General features: G+C 66.7%; 13 protein-coding genes, 1 tRNA gene and 1 pseudogene. 9 read left to right on the top strand and 6 right to left on the bottom strand.

Annotation, left to right across the window (positions count from 1 at the left end; all coding sequences use genetic code 11):
• The 7 genes from HFGMBDPB_RS22515 (at position 1) to HFGMBDPB_RS22485 (ending at position 4569) form a co-directional block, all read left to right on the top strand.
• Positions 1-480, top strand: a complete 480-nt coding sequence (locus HFGMBDPB_RS22515) for a hotdog family protein (RefSeq protein ID WP_061287592.1) — start codon at positions 1-3, stop codon at positions 478-480.
• Positions 477-1220, top strand: a complete 744-nt coding sequence (locus HFGMBDPB_RS22510; protein ID WP_212646294.1) for a 3-ketoacyl-ACP reductase FabG2 — start codon at positions 477-479, stop codon at positions 1218-1220. The genes HFGMBDPB_RS22515 and HFGMBDPB_RS22510 overlap by 4 nt, the downstream gene beginning before the upstream one ends.
• Entirely contained in the window at positions 1217-2476 is a 1260-nt protein-coding gene (locus HFGMBDPB_RS22505) for a beta-ketoacyl-ACP synthase (protein ID WP_212646293.1), read from the top strand. Before HFGMBDPB_RS22510 ends, HFGMBDPB_RS22505 begins: the two co-directional genes overlap by 4 nt.
• Complete coding sequence (locus HFGMBDPB_RS22500; RefSeq protein ID WP_209672864.1) at positions 2473-2868, top strand: hypothetical protein; 396 nt, start codon at positions 2473-2475, stop codon at positions 2866-2868. Before HFGMBDPB_RS22505 ends, HFGMBDPB_RS22500 begins: the two co-directional genes overlap by 4 nt.
• A gap of 47 nt (positions 2869-2915) precedes the next feature.
• Positions 2916-3350, top strand: coding sequence for a hypothetical protein (locus HFGMBDPB_RS22495; protein WP_047327587.1), 435 nt, complete (start codon positions 2916-2918; stop codon positions 3348-3350).
• Position 3351: 1 nt separating this feature from the next.
• A complete protein-coding gene (locus HFGMBDPB_RS22490) occupies positions 3352-4104 on the top strand; it encodes a 4'-phosphopantetheinyl transferase family protein (RefSeq protein WP_074923611.1) in 753 nt (250 codons plus the stop codon).
• Positions 4105-4272: 168 nt separating this feature from the next.
• Entirely contained in the window at positions 4273-4569 is a 297-nt protein-coding gene (locus HFGMBDPB_RS22485; protein ID WP_017406814.1) for an addiction module antidote protein, read from the top strand.
• 74 nt (positions 4570-4643) lie between these two features.
• Here HFGMBDPB_RS22485 and HFGMBDPB_RS22480 read toward each other — a convergent pair.
• The 6 genes from HFGMBDPB_RS22480 to HFGMBDPB_RS22455 all read right to left on the bottom strand — a co-directional run bounded on the left by HFGMBDPB_RS22480 (position 4644) and on the right by HFGMBDPB_RS22455 (position 14858).
• Positions 4644-4719: transfer RNA gene (locus tag HFGMBDPB_RS22480), tRNA-Thr, on the bottom strand.
• Between the two features lie 26 nt (positions 4720-4745).
• Positions 4746-5753, bottom strand: a complete 1008-nt coding sequence (locus HFGMBDPB_RS22475) for a class 1 fructose-bisphosphatase (RefSeq protein ID WP_012205101.1) — start codon at positions 5751-5753, stop codon at positions 4746-4748.
• Between the two features lie 198 nt (positions 5754-5951).
• The gene (gene pepN / locus HFGMBDPB_RS22470; RefSeq protein WP_160854382.1) at positions 5952-8678 is read right to left on the bottom strand and encodes an aminopeptidase N; all 2727 of its coding nucleotides are present in this window, start codon (positions 8676-8678) and stop codon (positions 5952-5954) included.
• 78 nt (positions 8679-8756) lie between these two features.
• Positions 8757-9861, bottom strand: a protein-coding gene (gene prfB / locus HFGMBDPB_RS22465; RefSeq protein WP_126312227.1) for a peptide chain release factor 2 whose coding sequence is annotated in 2 segments (ribosomal slippage) — positions 8757-9779 and positions 9781-9861 — 1104 coding nt in all. Because the reading frame shifts where the segments join, the coding sequence is not laid out codon by codon here.
• A gap of 291 nt (positions 9862-10152) precedes the next feature.
• Entirely contained in the window at positions 10153-12012 is a 1860-nt protein-coding gene (locus HFGMBDPB_RS22460; RefSeq protein WP_212646292.1) for a methyl-accepting chemotaxis protein, read from the bottom strand.
• A gap of 257 nt (positions 12013-12269) precedes the next feature.
• Complete coding sequence (locus HFGMBDPB_RS22455; RefSeq protein WP_209800557.1) at positions 12270-14858, bottom strand: sensor domain-containing protein; 2589 nt, start codon at positions 14856-14858, stop codon at positions 12270-12272.
• Between the two features lie 227 nt (positions 14859-15085).
• Here HFGMBDPB_RS22455 and HFGMBDPB_RS22450 point away from each other — a divergent pair, with 227 nt between their 5' ends.
• The gene (locus HFGMBDPB_RS22450) at positions 15086-15592 is read left to right on the top strand and encodes a sigma-70 family RNA polymerase sigma factor (protein ID WP_012205109.1); all 507 of its coding nucleotides are present in this window, start codon (positions 15086-15088) and stop codon (positions 15590-15592) included.
• Positions 15571-16574: pseudogene (locus HFGMBDPB_RS30090) on the top strand (FecR domain-containing protein). Before HFGMBDPB_RS22450 ends, HFGMBDPB_RS30090 begins: the two are co-directional and overlap by 22 nt.
• The last annotated feature ends 83 nt before the right edge of the window (positions 16575-16657 follow it).

Genomic DNA, 16657 nt, shown 5'->3' with positions numbered 1-16657 from the left:
ATGAACGCATTTCTACCGATTGAAAACTACGTGCCCCATCGCGGCGTGATGCTGCTGCTGGACTGCCTGCTCGATGCATCTGCCGACAGCGCCCATGCGCAGGTCACCGTGCCGCGTGATGGCCTGTTTCTGCAGGACGCCGGCATGCCCGCCTGGGTGGGGCTGGAGTACATGGCCCAGACCGTGGCCGCCTGGGCCGGCTGGCAGGCGGTGCAGGCCGGGCGGCCCGTCAAGCTGGGTTTTTTGCTGGGCACGCGCAAGTTCCAGGCGGCCTGCGCACATTTTTCCCCGGGCAGCGTGCTGCGCGTGAGCGTGCACTGCGAACTGGTGGGCACCAATGGCCTGGGCATGTTCGATTGCCGCATCCAGCCCCTGGGCGAGGACCGCGTGCTCGCCCAGGCCCGCATATCCGTTTACGAACCAGACAATGGCAGCGCATTCATACAGGCGCTGGAGCAAGAAGGAGTTGGACAAGCATGAGTGCAATCGCCCAGCCAGCCACGGTGCTGGTGACCGGGTCGAGCCGGGGCATAGGCCGGGCCATCGCCCTGCGCCTGGCGCGCGATGGTTTCGACATCGTGGTCCATTGCCGAAGCGGCCGCGAGCAGGCCCTGCAGACGGTGGCCGACATTGCCGCGCTGGGCCGGCAGGCCCGCGTGCTGCAGTTCGATGTGGCAGACCGCTCTGCCTGCGCTCAGGCGCTTGAGGCCGACATGGAACAGCACGGCGCCTACTACGGCGTGGTCTGCAATGCCGGCATCGCCCGGGACAACGCCTTTCCCGCCATGACGGGCGAGGAGTGGGATGCCGTGGTGCATACCAACCTGGATGCGTTCTACAACGTGCTGCACCCGGTGGTCATGCCCATGGTGCGCCGCCGCAAGCCGGGGCGCATCGTGACGCTGGCTTCGGTCTCCGCCCTGATGGGCAACCGGGGCCAGGCCAACTACAGCGCGGCCAAGGCCGGGGTGATCGCAGCCACCAAGTCCCTGGCCGTGGAGCTGGCCAAGCGCGAGATCACGGTCAATTGCGTGGCGCCCGGCCTGATCGACACGGAAATGGTCAGCGAGGAAGTGCTCGAACATGCCTTGGCGCTGATTCCCATGCGCCGCATGGGCACGGTGGACGAGGTGGCAGGTGCGGTCGCCTTCCTCATGGGCGGCGAGGCCTCGTACGTCACGCGCCAGGTCATCTCCGTCAATGGAGGGATGGTGGGATGAGCGCAGCAAGCAAACGGCGTGTGGTCGTCACGGGCGTGGGCGCCTTGAGTCCCCTGGGCCACGACTGGGCCACGGTGCGGGAGCGACTGCGCTCCGGCAAAACCGCCATCCGGGTGATGGACGAGTGGGCTGCCTATGAGGGCCTGAGCACCCGGCTGGGCAGCACCGTGCCATCCTTCGATCTGCCGGCGCACTACAACCGCAAGACCATGCGCAGCATGGGCCGCGTTGCCCTGATGGCCACGCGCGCCAGCGAGCTGGCGCTGGCCGATGCCGGCCTGCTGGGCAATGCCTTCGTCAAGAGCGGGCACATGGGCGTGTCCTATGGGTCGTCCGCCGGAACGCCCTCGGCCATCGGCGACTTCGGCCGCATGATGGCCGACAAGAGCACCGAGGGCATCAACGCCAACACCTACATCAAGATGATGTCGCACACGGCGGCGGTGAACATCGGCGTGTTCTTCGGAACCACGGGCCGCGTCATCACGACGTCCAGCGCCTGCACCTCGGGCAGCCAGGGCCTGGGCTATGCCTTCGAGGCCATTCAGAGCGGCAAGCAGCTTGCCATGCTGGCCGGCGGGGCCGAGGAGCTGGATGCCACGCAGGCGGCAGTGTTCGACACCCTGTTTGCGACCAGCGTCAAGAACGACAGCCCCGAGTGCACGCCACGTCCCTTCGACGCCCGGCGCGACGGCCTGGTGCTGGGCGAGGGCGCCTGCACCTTGGTGCTCGAAGAGCTGGAGCATGCACTGGCCCGGGGCGCATGCATCCGGGCCGAGTTGATCGGCTTTGCCAGCAACTCCGATGGCACCCATGTGACGCAGCCCAACGCCGCCACCATGGCCCAGGCCATGCGCATGGCGCTCGAAGACGCGGGGATCAAGCCCTCGGAGGTCGGCTACGTCAACGCCCACGGCACGGCCACGGACCAGGGGGACATTGCCGAATCGCTGGCCACCCGCGAAGTGCTCGGCAGCCAGGTGCCCATCAGCAGCCTCAAGGGATACATGGGCCACACGCTGGGCGCCTGCGGCGCGCTGGAAGCCTGGATGAGCATCGAGATGATGCGTGAAGGCTGGTTTGCAGCCAACGCCAATCTGCAGCAACCCGATCCGCGCTGCGCCGATCTGGACTACGTCATGGGCGAGCCGCGTGCCTTGCACACCGATATCGTCATGAGCAACAACTTTGCCTTTGGCGGCATCAACACCTCATTGATTTTTCGACGTTGGAAGCAACAGGAGCCAGTGAAATGAAACAGACGAGAACCGCCGCCATTGTCCTGGTCCTTGCCCTGGCCGCAGGCAGCGCGGTGGCACGGAGCACGGACATCTATGAACCCCCGGCGGTCATGTGGACCGCCTCGCCCGAGACTACGACGCAGCAGTTGCACGATCGCATCGTGGTGGCGTCGAAGTCGCTGGGCTGGGTGGTGGTCGGCGACGAGCCGGGCCGCCTGGAGCTGCACTACGACAAGCAAGGCAAGCACCAGGTCAACATCGCGGTGCACTACAACACAGATACCTACCGGATCAGCTATTTGCACAGTGTGAATCTGAATTACTCGGAAGGCGATGGCAAGCGGGAGATCCATCCCAACTACAACCGCTGGGTCCGGAATCTGATGAAGAAAATCAGTACCCCGTAATCCATCGCTGTCCCTGTTCCATGCTTTTTTACAGAGAGGGAGTTTCCATGAGAAAGATGATCTTGGCAGCCATGGCGCTGGTGGCCGCAACGGCGGTACATGCCCGCAATGAAGCAGTGATGCTGCCGCTGGCCGACGTGGTGAAGCTCGGCCTGGAGCAGGGCAAGCTCGACGGCAGCGTGAGCTTTCACCTTTCCGGTGCCAGCACGCCTGCCATCTCCGAAAAGCTGGGCGATGACGTGTCCAACAAGAAAACCAACGGCGTGGGCAAGGACGATGCCACGGCCTGCAACTGGGCAGCGCTGTCTGCCCTGATAGCCTTCGAGGCCAAGGCCAAGCAAAAGGGCGCCAACGCCGTGGTGGACCTGCACAGCTTCAACAAGAAGCAATCCACCCGGGATCCAGTCAATTTCGAATGCCGCGCAGGCAATGTGATGGCCGGCGTCACCTTCAAGGGCACCTATGCCCGCGTAGGCCGGTGATTTGAGCGCGCCGGCCGCCTGCGCCTTGCTGCTGGGGGCGCAGGCGCCCTTGTGGGCCAATGCGCAGTCGCTGGCTGCGGGCTGGCTGACGGACTCGGAGCGGGAGCGCCATGCCGGTATGCGCGAGGCGCGCCAGCGCGAATTCATCGCCTGCCGCTATGCCATGCGCCTGCTGCTGGCCGGCGGGCACGATGCCGCATCGACCTGGCGGCTGGCAGCGCCCCGCAATGCTGCCCCCCACGTGGAGCAAGGCGGGGAGGGCGGCATTTTTGGAGCGAAGCCCCGTTTGAGCCTCTCGCACAGCGCCGGCTGGCTGGCCTGCGCCGCCGCACAAGGCCCGGTAGGCGTGGACCTTGAGCGAAGGGCTGCGCACCGCCAGCGCGACGTGCATGCCATGGCCGAGATGGTGTGCTCCCCGCCCGAACGCGCATGGCTTCAGGCGCAGGACGGAGCCCGCCTGCAGCACAGCCTGGTGCAGCTGTGGAGCCTGAAGGAGGCCTATTTCAAGAGCCTGGGCCAGGGCCTGGACTTTGTCCGGATGCGGCAGCTTGCGTGGATACCCGTCTGCGCTGCGCTCGACATGGCTGGGCCGCCCCTGGCCCACGGCCGCCTGTGGCAAGGCCGGGATTGCGATGCACAGGCCGTGTGCCTGGCGCTTTGCATGCCTGGGCCCCTGCCCGAGGTGGCTATATCAGGAAGCGAAGAAGTGCATTGGCAGCCCGCTGCGGATTGGCGACTTGTCGTGCTGGCCTGATGGCACAAGACCCATGTCCAGCTGCAGAAATTCTGACCACTGAGGTGGTTTCGCCGTTAGCTTTGCGTGTTACGTGCTGGTAGCTATGTTGGGTGGTGGCGACAAGGCAACCCAGCAGGTGGACATTGCGGCTGCAATTGCCCTGTCCAAGACCCTGGAGAACTGACCATGACCAAGATTGCTGACCTTCCCACCTTTGACATGGCCGAGCACCTGAAAACCGATGAGGACGTGGCTGCCTATCTGTCCTTGGTGCTGGAAGAAGATGACCCCTCCGAACTGGCCCATGCCCTTGGCGTGATCGCACGCACGCGCGGCATGAGCGAGATAGCCAGTGCCAGCGGTCTGACCCGGGAGGCTTTGTACAAGGCACTGCGGCCGGGCAGCCAGCCTCGGTTTGACACCATCCGTCGCGTCTGTGGCGCTCTTGGCGTGCGTCTGGTGGCTCAGCCTATCCGCACCTGATCATTGTTGCCGGAATGCACTCAGAGTGCCCAACGAAAAAGCCCCTGGCTCTTGCGAACCAGGGGCTTCTTGTTTGGTGCCGGAGAAAGGAATCGAACCCTCGACCTTCTCATTACGAATGAGCTGCTCTACCAACTGAGCTACACCGGCGACAGACAAAAATTATAACGGCAAATTTATGCCTCGGAATGGTATTGCGTCACTTTTTCGACTTCGTTCTTCGAGCCGAGGATGACGCTCACACGTTCGTGCAGCTGCGTGGGCTGGATGTCGAGGATGCGCTGCTTGCCGTTGGTGGCGGCGCCGCCGGCCTGCTCGACCAGCCAGGCCATGGGGTTGGCTTCATACATCAGGCGCAGCTTGCCGGGCTTGTTGGGCTCGCGGCGGTCCCAGGGGTACATGAAGATGCCGCCGCGGGTCATGATGCGGTGCACGTCGGCCACCATGGAGGCGATCCAGCGCATGTTGAAGTCCTTGCCGCGCGGGCCTTCCACGCCGGCCAGGCATTCGTCCACGTAGCGCTTGACGGGGGTGTCCCAGTGGCGCATGTTGGACATGTTGATGGCGAATTCCTTGGTGTCCTCGGGGATGCGGATGTTTTCCTGCACCAGCACGAAGGAGCCTTGCTCGCGGTCCAGCGTGAACATGGAGACGCCGTCGCCCACGGTCAGCACCAGGGTGGTCTGCGGGCCGTAGATGCAGTAGCCGGCCGCGACCTGCTGGGTGCCGGGCTGCATGAAGTCCTGCTCGGTCACGCCGGGGTGGCCTTCGGGCTTCTTGAGCACGCTGAAGATGGTGCCGATGGAGACGTTGACGTCGATGTTGGACGAGCCGTCCAGCGGGTCGAACATCAGCAGGTACTCGCCGTGCGGGTAGCGGTTGGGCACCAGGTAGATGCCTTCCATTTCCTCGGAGGCCATGGCCGCCAGGTGGCCGCCCCATTCGTTGGCCTCAATAAGCACCTCGTTGGCGATGATGTCCAGCTTCTTCTGGACTTCGCCCTGCACGTTCTCGCTGCCGGCCGTGCCCAGCACGTCGCCGATGGCGCCCTTGTTGACGGATTGGCTGATGCGCTTGCAGGCGCGTGCCACGACTTCCAGCAGCAGGCGCAGCTGGCCGGGGATGAGGCCGTCCACGCGTTGCTGCTCGACCAGGTAGCGGGTCAGGCTGACGTTTTTCTTCATGGGTTCAACTCCTAAAAATCCGGGAGCAGATGCGGCATGGCGTATGCATCTGCTGATGAACAGCATTTCAGTGATTCCTGGCTTGCAGCATAAAACCGGCGCTGCTCAAGCCAGGGACACCGAGGAAGAGCCGCCTCGCACCGAGGGTGTCGTCCCCCTGCAAGGGGGAAGGCGCGAAGCGACTCAGGGGGTGGCTCGTCAATCCGCGAGGGCGCGGGTGACGACTTCACGCACGTCGTTGCTGAGTTCGGCGCGAGCCGCCACGCGGGCGATGGCTTCACGTGCAGCGGTGCGGTAGGGCTCGGCCAGCTTGCTCCAGCGGTCCAGGGCACGCGCCAGGCGGGCGGCGACCTGGGGGTTGATGGCGTCCAGCTCGATGACGCGCTCGCTCCAGAACACGTAGCCCGCCGCGTCGGCGCGGTGGAAGGCGCCGGGATTGGCGCTGCAGTAGCTGAAGATCAGGCTGCGCGCGCGGTTGGGGTTCTTGATCTGGAAGTCGGGGTGCTTCATCAGCTGCTTGACGGCCGGCAGCACGTTGCCGCCACGGTCGCAGGCGCCGCCCTGCAGCGCGAACCACTTGTCCAGCACCAGCGCATCGTGCTGGAACAGCTTGTGGAAACGCGCCAGGGCCTGGGCGGCCAGCGGGTGGCCGCTTTGCACCAGTGCCGTCAGGGCGCTCATGCGGTCGGTCATGTTGCCTGCGTCCTTGAAGCGCTGCAGCGCCTTGCCGGGCCAGACCGTGTCGCCCGAGGCGCGCGCGGCCAGGCACAGCATGGACAGTGCCATGCCGGACAGGGCGCGGCGGCCGGAGCTGACGGGGTCGGGGCGGTAGGCGCCGGTGTCGCTGTGCTCCTGCCATGCCTGCTGCCAGTCGGCCTGCAGTTCGGTGGCCAGTTGCTGGCGCATGGCTTCGCGCACGGCGTGCACGCGCTGAGGATCGACCACGGCCAGCTGCTCGGCAATGTAGCTTTCGCCGGGCAGGGTCAGCATCAGTTCCTTGAAGGCCGCATCCAGCTGCGGATGGCGCAGCACGCCGCGCATGGCCTCGACGAAGGAGGCCGGCAGCAGGGCAGCGGCGATCTGGCCGCTGGCGTCTGCCGTGATGGAGGTGTCGCCAATGGCCTGCAGCGCGATGCGCAGGCCCAGGCGCTGGCCGGCTTCCCAGCGGTTGAAGGCATCGCTGTCATGGGCCAGCAGGGTCAGCAAGGCGGCATCGCTGTCGCTTTGCTGCAGCACCACGGGGGCGCTGAAGCCGCGCAGCAGCGAGGGCACGGGCTCCTGGTCCACGTCGGTGAAGACGAAGCTGTGGCTGGGTTCGGACAGCACCAACAGGCGGCTGTCGCCGGCTGCCTGCGCATCTTCGCCCTGCAGGCGCAGGGTCAGCGCGCGGCCGTCCTGGCCCAGCAGGCCCATCTGCACGGGGATGACGAAGGGCAGCTTCTCTGCCTGGCCGGGCGTGGGCGCGCAGCTTTGGCTCAGCGTCAGCGTGTAGGTGCGGGCGGCCGCGTCATAGCTGCCTTCGGCGCGCAGCTGTGGCGTGCCGGCCTGGCTGTACCAGCGCTTGAACTGGTCCAGGCGCCGGGCCAGCTCGCTGTCGGGGTTGGCGTCGGCCATGGCCTGGGCGAAGTCGTCGCAGGTCACTGCGTGGCCGTCATGGCGCTCGAAATACAGCTTCATGCCCTTGGCGAAGCCTTCGCGGCCCACCAGGTTGTGCTGCATGCGCACGACCTCGGCACCTTTTTCGTAGATGGTGACGGTGTAGAAGTTGTTGATCTCGATGTAGCTGTCGGGCCGCACCGGGTGGGCCATGGGGCCTGCATCCTCGGGGAACTGGGCGGTGCGCAGCACGCGCACGTCCTCGATGCGCTTGACGGCGCGTGCCGAGGGGCTGCCCGCCATGTCCATGCTGAATTCCTGGTCGCGGAAGACGGTCAGGCCTTCCTTGAGCGACAGCTGGAACCAGTCGCGGCAGGTGACGCGGTTGCCGGTCCAGTTGTGGAAGTACTCGTGGCCGACGACGGACTCGATGTTGGCGTAGTCGGTGTCGGTGGCCGTGGACTGGCTGGCCAGGACGTACTTGGTATTGAAGACGTTCAGGCCCTTGTTCTCCATGGCGCCCATGTTGAAGTCGCTGGTGGCGACGATCATGAAGCGGTCCAGGTCCAGGGACAGGCCGAAGCGGGCCTCGTCCCAGGCCACGCTGGCCATGAGGGAGTTCATGGCGTGCTCGGTCTTCTCCAGGTCGCCGGGGCGCACGAAGACCTGCAGCAGGTGGTCGCGGCCTGCGCGGCTCTTGATCTTTTGCTCGCGCGCAACCAGGTTGCCGGCGACCAGGGCGAACAGGTAGCTGGGCTTGCGGTGCGGATCGGCCCACTTGGCGAAGTGGCGGCCGTCTTCCAGCGCGCCTTGCTCGACCAGGTTGCCGTTGGACAGCAGCACCGGGTACGCGGTCTTGTCGGCGCGCAGCGTCACGGTATACATGGCCATCACGTCGGGACGGTCCAGGAAATAGGTGATGCGGCGGAAACCCTCGGCCTCGCACTGGGTGAAGAACGTGCCCTGGCTCACATACAGGCCCATGAGCTTGGTGTTCTTGGCGGGCGCGCAGGTGGTGAAGATTTCCAGATCGACGGGGTCGCCGCCCTCGGGCAGGTTCTCCAGCACGAGCTGGTCGCCGTCCATCTTGAACGAGGTGCCGCCGCCGTTGACCAGCACGCGCGCAAGGTTCAGTTCATCGCCGTCCAGGCGCAGCGGCTGCGCCGGCACCTCGGTGTTGCGGCGCACGCGCATCTTGTTGAGCACGCGGGTCTTGGCCGGATCGAGATCGAAGGTCAGGTCCACGGTGTCGATCCACCAGGCAGGAGCCTGGTAGTCGGCGCGGTGGATGGCGGTGGCAGGGGCCTGCCCGTCACGCAGTTGCAGCATACAGATTCCTTCCTATGCCAATATCAGGGGACAGAGTTCAAGCCCCTGTGCGGCCGGTGCCGCCCAGGGGCTTGAAACTCAGAGGCCTTGCTTGAGCGAGGCTTCGATGAAAGCGTCGAGGTCGCCGTCCAGCACCTTCTGGGTGGCCGAGATTTCGACGTTGGTGCGCAAATCCTTGATGCGGCTGTTGTCCAGCACGTACGAGCGGATCTGGTGGCCCCAGCCCACATCGGTCTTGGTGTCCTCCAGCTTTTGCTGCTCCACCATGCGCTTTTGCATCTCGTGCTCGTAGAGCTTGGAGCGCAGGCGCTGCCATGCGACATCGCGGTTGCTGTGCTGGCTGCGGCCATCCTGGCATTGCACGACGATGCCGGTCGGGATGTGCGTCAGGCGCACGGCCGAGTCGGTCTTGTTGATGTGCTGGCCGCCGGCGCCCGATGCGCGGTAGGTGTCGGTGCGCACGTCCGAGGGGTTGATCTCGATCTGGATCGAGTCGTCGATCTCGGGATAGACGAACAGCGAGGCAAAGCTGGTGTGGCGGCCGCCCGAGCTGTCGAAGGGCGACTTGCGCACCAGGCGGTGCACGCCGGTTTCGGTGCGCAGCAGGCCGTAGGCGTACTCGCCCTCGATGTGGATGGTCGCGCTCTTGATGCCGGCGATGTCGCCCGGCGTCTCTTCCTCGACCGTGGCCTTGAAGCCCTTGCGTTCGGCGTACTTCAGGTACTGGCGCAGCAGCATGCCGGCCCAGTCGCAGGCTTCGGTGCCGCCGGCGCCGGCCTGGATGTCCACGAAGCAGTTCAGCGGATCGGCTTCCTTGCCGAACATGCGGCGGAACTCCAGTTCCTCGATCAGGGGCTGCAGCTTGGCGGTCTCGCCCTCGATGGTGAGCAGGCCGGTCTCATCGCCTTCTTCCTTGCTCATCTCGAACAGCTCGGCGTTGTCGGCCAGCTCGGTGGTGAGCTTTTGCAGCGTCAGCACGACGCCGTCGAGCAGCTTCTTTTCCTTGCCCAGCTCCTGGGCCTTCTTGGGGTCGTTCCAGACGCTGGGATCTTCCAGCGAGGCATTTACCGTGCGCAGTCGTTCGTACTTTGCATCGTAGTCAAAGATACCTCCGTAGATCTGCCGTCCGCTGCGACAGATCTTCGAGGGTGTTGCCGATGAGGTTGATGCGTTCTGCTTCCATGATGTGTTCCGTCTTCTGATGAATGTGTTCTTGGCTGAATCGCCGATTTTCTCATGCTGGGGCACCGTGCCGGGCCAAGCGCCTGTCGCGCGGGGCTGCGGGAGGGCTGCAGACTGGCGAGGGCTTTCAAAACAAGGGCTTGCAGCGGTCGATCATGGCAGATTTGAAGGGCTTGGCCATGGCAGGGGCGTGATCCGCCTGCGAGGCGCCCGGAAAAAAGGCCCGGCCAGCAGGAGCTGGTCGGGCCTTGGCCGGTGTGTCCGCCCCCGGCGGGGCGGGCGAAAACCTGGTTCAGAAGGTTTCCCAATCGTCGTCGGAGGCCGTGCTGGCCGCCTTGGCCTTGGCCCTTGCAGGTGCGGTCACGGCAGGCCGGGCCGGCTGCGCCGGCTGGGCCGGGCGCGCGGCGCCTGCCGGAGCAGGGGTTGCACCGGCTGCACCGGCCGCACCAGTTGCAGAAGGCAGGGCGGCCGATGCGCGTGCGGGCACAGCGCCTTTGGGAGCGGCAGGCGCCAGATGCGGACGGGGCGCCGCCGGTGTCTGGCGGGGCGCTGCCACGGCGGCGGCGTGGCTGACACCGCGGCTGCTGCCCAGCATGCCGGTGGACGGCGAGAGCTTGAACACGCTCACCACCTCGGCCAGAGCCTTGGCCTGGGCCTGCAGGGCGCCGGTGGCCGCCGCCGATTCCTCGACCAGGGCCGCGTTCTGCTGGGTCATCTGGTCCATCTGCGTGACGGCCTGGTTGACCTGCTCGATACCGGCCGTCTGCTCATGGCTGGCGGCCGAGATCTCGCCCATGATGTCGGTCACGCGGCGCACGCTGGCCACGATCTCCTCCATGGTCTTGCCGGCCGAATCGACCTGGGCGCTGCCTTCCTCGACCTTGCCCACCGAGTCGTCGATCAGCTGCTTGATCTCCTTGGCGGCGGCGGCCGAGCGCTGGGCCAGGGTGCGCACTTCCGAGGCGACGACGGCAAAGCCCCGGCCCTGGTCGCCGGCGCGGGCCGCTTCCACGGCGGCATTCAGCGCCAGGATGTTGGTCTGGAAGGCGATGGAGTCGATGACGCCGATGATGTCCACGATCTTGCGCGAGGCATCGTTGATGGCGGACATGGTCTGCACCACCTGGGCCACGGCCGTTCCGCCGCGCACGGCGACCTGGGACGCGGCGGCGGCCAGCTGGTTGGCCTGCTGGGCGTTGGCGCCGTTTTGCTTGACGGTGGAGGTCAGCTCCTCCATGGAGGCGGCGGTCTGCTCCAGCGAGCTGGCCTGCTCCTCGGTGCGGGCCGACAGGTCCTGGTTGCCCGATGCGATCTGGCCGCTGGCCGTGGCGATGGAGTCCGTGCCCTGGCGCACCTGGCCCACGATGCGTTGCAGGCTTTCGTTCATGTGCTGCAGGGCCAGCAGCAGCTGGCCGGTCTCGTCCTTGCCATGCACCTCGATGCGGCTGCCCAGGTCGCCTGCGGCCACGGCCTGCGCCAGGCTCACGGCCTGCTGCAGGGGGCGCGCCACGCTGCGGGCGATCAGCAGGGCCATGGCCAGGCCGAAGACCACGGCGCCCACCAGCAGGGCGATCACCCACCAGCGCGCAGCCGTGAAGATGTCGTCACCGGCCTGGTTGGCATCTTCGATGCCTTGGGCGTTGAGCTTGATCAGTTCATCGAGCTTGCTGTTGATGGCGCGGCTGGTCTTGACCGAATCGCCGCGCAGCAGCTCGGACGCCTCGTCGGTGCGCAGGGCGTGGGACAGGTCCACGATCTTTGCCGTGTGCTGCGAGTACTGGCCCAGATCGTCCTTGATGCCTGCCATCAGCTCGCGCTCGCGAGCCGTATTGGCATAGCGCTCGAAGGCCTGCTGGTTCTTCAGCAGCTCGGACCACAGCGCGGGCATGTTCTTGTCGTAGACGGCCATCTCTTCCATGGAGGTGGCCAGCACATGCTGCATGGTCTGCGAGCGGTAGCGCTGCAGCTGGTAGCGCATCTCCAGGAGCACGCGCTCGGCAGGCATCCAGTGGTGGGCTAGGTCGGTGGCGGTCTGGTTGACGCGGTCCAGCTGGACCACGGAGAACAGGCCCAGGCCTGCGGTCAGCAGCAGCAGGGCGATGAAGGAGGCCAGCAGCTTGGGGGCCAGCTTCAGATTGCGGAAAAACATCATGGTGGGGGAGTGCCGTATGGCGAAGAGCGGAAGCGGATGAGCGGCTGGGGCTGGGAGTCGGCGGAAACGGTGGCGACCTGTGGCGATCAGCGGGGCCGACACTCAGCCGCCGCCATGCCGCAGATATCGGTCACTTGCCGGCGAGGCTTAGGGAAAAATAGGTCCAGTCCGAATATTTATTGCGGATTGTTACTTTTGCCGGCCAAGGTCTCCGCGCGCATGGCCTGGTCCGCGCACATGCCCGTTCACATGTCCGCTCACACGTCCGTCGCCAGGCCGGCCTGCGCGCTCGATGCCTGCAGCCACCGCTCCAGATCAGCGGCCGGCAGCGGGCGAGAGAACAGATAGCCCTGTGCCACCGGATAGCCCTGTTCGCGCAGGATGGTGTTCTGCGCTGCCGTCTCCACGCCCTCGGCCACCACGGTCAGGTGCAGGCTGCGGCCTATGCCCAGGATGGCGTTGCTCAGGGCCTGGGCGGCCTCGTCGTGCTCCAGGTCGGCGACGAAGCTGCGGTCCAGCTTGAGTTCGCTGACCGGCAGGCGCCGCAGGTAGCTGAGGCTGGAGTAGCCCGTGCCGAAGTCGTCCATCGATAGGCGCACGCCCTGGGAATGCACGGCCTGCAGCGTGCGCATGGTGCCCGGGTTGGTGTCCAGCAGCAGGCTTTCGGTGATCTCCAGCGTGAGGTCCTGCGGCTTGAGCGCGTTGTGCTCCAGCGTGTCCGCAATCATGCGCGGCAGGTCCAGGTTGTGAAAGCTGGTGGGCGAGAGGTTGACCGACATGGCCGGCACGTCGATGCCCCGGCTGCGCCACTCGCCCAGCTGGCGGCAGGCCTCGCGCAGTGCCCAGGTGCCCAGCTCGCCGATCAGGCCGCATTCCTCGGCCAGCGGAATGAAGCGTGCGGGCGAGATCTCGCCGAATTCCGCATGGCTCCAGCGCGCCAGGGCCTCCACGCCGTAGAGGCGCCCGTCCTTCAGGTCGAGCTGGGGCTGGTAGTGCAGGCGCAGGCCGCCGCTGCGCAGGGCGTCGCGCAGCGCCGTCTCCAGCACCAGGCGTTCCTGGGCCAGGCGGTTCATCTCGGGGCTGAAGAAGCTGTAGAGCCCGCGTCCGCCCGATTTGGCCTGGTACATGGCCATGTCGGCGCGGTGCAGCAGGGTCTCCATGTCGCGCCCGTCGGCAGGAAACACGGCAATGCCGCAACTGGCCGTGCTGGCCAGGGACACGTCGTCGATCATGCAGGGCTCGCCAAGTGCCGACTGCAGCCGCTCTATCACCTCGGCCGCCTGCGCACCGCCGCAGTGTGGCAGCACGATGACGAATTCATCGCCCGACAGCCGCCCGGCAATGTCACCCGTGCGCAGCTCCGCCTGAATGCGCTGGGCCACGCTGCACAGCAGCCGGTCGCCGGCCGGGTGGCCCAGCGAGTCGTTGACCTGCTTGAAACGGTCCAGGTCGATGAAGACCACGGCCAGCTCGTGGCCCTCGTGCGAAGCCACGGACAGCGCCTGCTCGGCCTGGGCCAGCAGCAGGCTGCGGTTGGGCAGGGTGGTCAGCCCGTCGTAGAAGGCCAGCTGCCGGATGCGGCGGCGTGCCTGCTCGCGCTCCAGCGCCAGCGCGCACAGGTCGGTGCAGGCCTCCACCAGCCGCTGGTGGAAGGGATCGGGGCCGGGCCGGTTGAAATGGCGGTAGTAGAAGGCAAAGGTGCCGGCCACGCCGCCCTGCAGCCCGCAGATGGGCGTGGACCAGCAGGCCGTATACCCCAGCGGCAGGATGAGGTGCTTGTAGTCGGCCCACAGCGGGTCGGTGGCGATGTCGCCCACCAGCACGGGCCGGTTGTGAAAGGCCGCCGCGCCGCAGGAGCCGACATTGGGGCCGATGGGCACGCCGTCCAGCGCCGCCGAATAGGAGGCCGGCAGGCTGGGCGCGGCCAGCGGATGCAGGCGGTTCTGGTCATCGACTTCCAGCACCGAGACCGCGATATCGGGCGCAATGCGCTCGACCTCGCGGCACACCAGGTCCAGCACCTCGGTCAGCGGCTGGTCGCGGGCCATGGCCTCCAGGGCGCGCCGCTGCAGCACCTCATGCATCTTGGCTTCGGTAATGTCGGTGATCACCGTCACCGTGGTCTGCAGCCGCCCGTCCGGCCCCATCACGGGATTGGCCTGGGCGCTGACCCAATACCGCTCGCCGTCCTTGCCGACGAGGATCTCCTCGCGGTACACGGGCTTGCCCGCGTCCAGCTCGGCACGGTAGGCGGCCGTGAACTCGGGCGAGGCATGGGGCACCAGCAGGGCGATGGGCGCACGGCCCACCACTTCCTCGCTGCTCCAGCCGAACATGCGGCTGAAGCCCGCATTCACATAGCTGATGGTCCAGTTGCCATCGGCGATCACCACGGCCGCATCGGTGGCGTCTGCCACCAGGGACAGGCGCCGCATGTGCTCCTGCCGCCGGCGGTCGGCCAGCATGCGGGCCGAGACATCGGTGGCAATGCACAGCACATGGCTGAGGGCGCCGGCCGCATCGAGCACGGGCGCATAGGTGGCCTCCAGCCAGCAGGTGCTTCCGTCGCGGCGCCGGTGCTCTCCCACGCGCGAAACCGTCTCGCCCGCGCCCCAGCGCTGGCGCCACTGACCGTAGGCGGCCGGGTCGGCCTGGGCCTGCGTGCACAGATCGCTGTGAAGCAGACCTTCAGCGCCCGTGGCCGGATAGCCGAGGATGGCCTCGTAGTTGGCATTGGCGCGCATCAGCCGGCCTTCGGGCGTGAATTCCGCCAGCGCCATGGCCTTGTCCAGCGTGCTCCACAGCGCCTGTTGTCCTGCCGTGCCTGCTACCCGCGTTTCGAACATGGTTCGCTCTCCTGATGGATGCTGAGCTGATGATTGATTGTTTCTAAATGATACCGATCCGGCGCAGCAGCTGGATGTCAGCCACTCTGGTCGCACTTGCTCCCACTGTTCGCCTTTGGATGGTCCGCCTGATGGCACTCTTAGGCAAGTGATTCCGCTGGTTACAATGATTTGAGAATGATTCTTGTTTGATGGTGACTCCCGCCTTCAAGCCATCGGGTCCTACCATGCCATCCGCCTCCACCCCCCAGCACCGAGAAGCCGCCTCCCTGTACACCGCCCACCATGGCTGGCTGCAGGGCTGGCTGCGCCGCAGGCTGGGCAACGGGGCGGATGCGGCGGACCTGGCGCAGGACACCTTCGTGCGCATCCTGGGCGTGCGCGACCTGGCTGGTGTGCAGGAGCCGCGTGCCTACCTGACCACGGTGGCCAAGGGCGTGCTCGTCAACTGGTACAAGCGCCAAGCGCTGGAGCGCGCCTACCTCGAAGCCCTGGCCGCCTTGCCCGAGCCCGTGGCGCCGTCGCCCGAGCAACGCGCCCTGGTACTGGAGACCCTGCACGAGATAGACGCCATGCTGGACGCGCTGCCGCCCATCGTGCGGCGCACGTTTTTGCTGTCCCAGCTGGACGGCATGAAGTACGAGGACATCGCGCAGCAGCTGGAGGTCTCGCTCACCAGCGTCAAGCGCTACATGGCCCAGGCGTTTCGCCAATGCCTGGTGGCAATGGCGTGATGGAGACGCCCCTGCAAGCGCGCGTGCTCGACGAGGCCGCCGAATGGCTGATGCGCCTGCACGACAGCGGCGCCACCGACGCCGACCGCGCCGCCTGCGAGCGCTGGCGCCAGGCCGACCCACAGCATGCCCTGGCCTGGGAGCGCGCCGAGCGGCTGCTGGGCAAGTTGGGCGGCCTGCCTGCAGCGCTGGCCATGCCGGCGCTGGACCGGCCCCGAAGCCACCGCGCCCAGCGCCGCGCCGCCGTGGCCCGGCTGGCCGCGCTGCTGGCCGTGGCGCCTGCAGGCTGGCTGGTATGGAGTGCGGCGGACCAGCGCGGCTGGGGCGCCGACCTGCGCACCGCCACCGGCGAGCGCCGCACCGAGCATCTGGCCGATGGCAGCCGCCTCCTGCTGGACACGGCCAGCGCGGTGGACATCCGGTTTGATGGCGCACTGCGCCTGCTCACCCTGCGCCAGGGCGCGATTTCCATAGAAACGGCGGCCGATACCGCCACGCCGCACCGCCCCTTTGTCGTGGACACCGCCCATGGCCGGCTGCGCGCCCTGGGCACCCGCTTCACCGTGCGGCAAGAGGGGGCAGGGCGGACGGCGGGCCCGTGCGCCTGGCCGTGACCGAGGGAGCCGTGGAAGTGACGCTGCGCGGCGCCGCCAGCCCGGCGCTGGTCGTTCAAGCCGGTCAGCAAACGGTATTGCGAGCGGGGGAGGTGACCGCGCCCCAGCCCCTGCAGCCCGAGGCCACGGCCTGGACCCACGGCATGCTGATGGCCGACGCCATGCCGCTGGCCGCGTTCTGCGCCGAACTGTCGCGCTACCGGCCCGGCCTGCTGCAGTGCGCGCCCGAGGTGCGCGCCCTGCGCGTGTCCGGCTCCTTCCCGCTGGGCGATACGGACCGGACGCTGACCATGCTGGCCTCCACCTATCCCGTCGACGTGCAGACGCGCATGCGCGGCTACTGGATCACCGTGGTCGCCAGGAACTAAAAAAATCGAGGCAGGGTGACACTTTTTCGGATCTCGGCTGGCAACGGGGAAAGAGCTTCTTTCTTCATCGCCTCCAAGGACCG

The organism is Delftia sp. PE138, assembly GCF_018320755.1.
GTDB classification, from domain to species: Bacteria; Pseudomonadota; Gammaproteobacteria; order Burkholderiales; family Burkholderiaceae_C; genus Comamonas; species Comamonas tsuruhatensis.
This window is presented reverse-complemented; position numbering and strand designations above follow the sequence as displayed.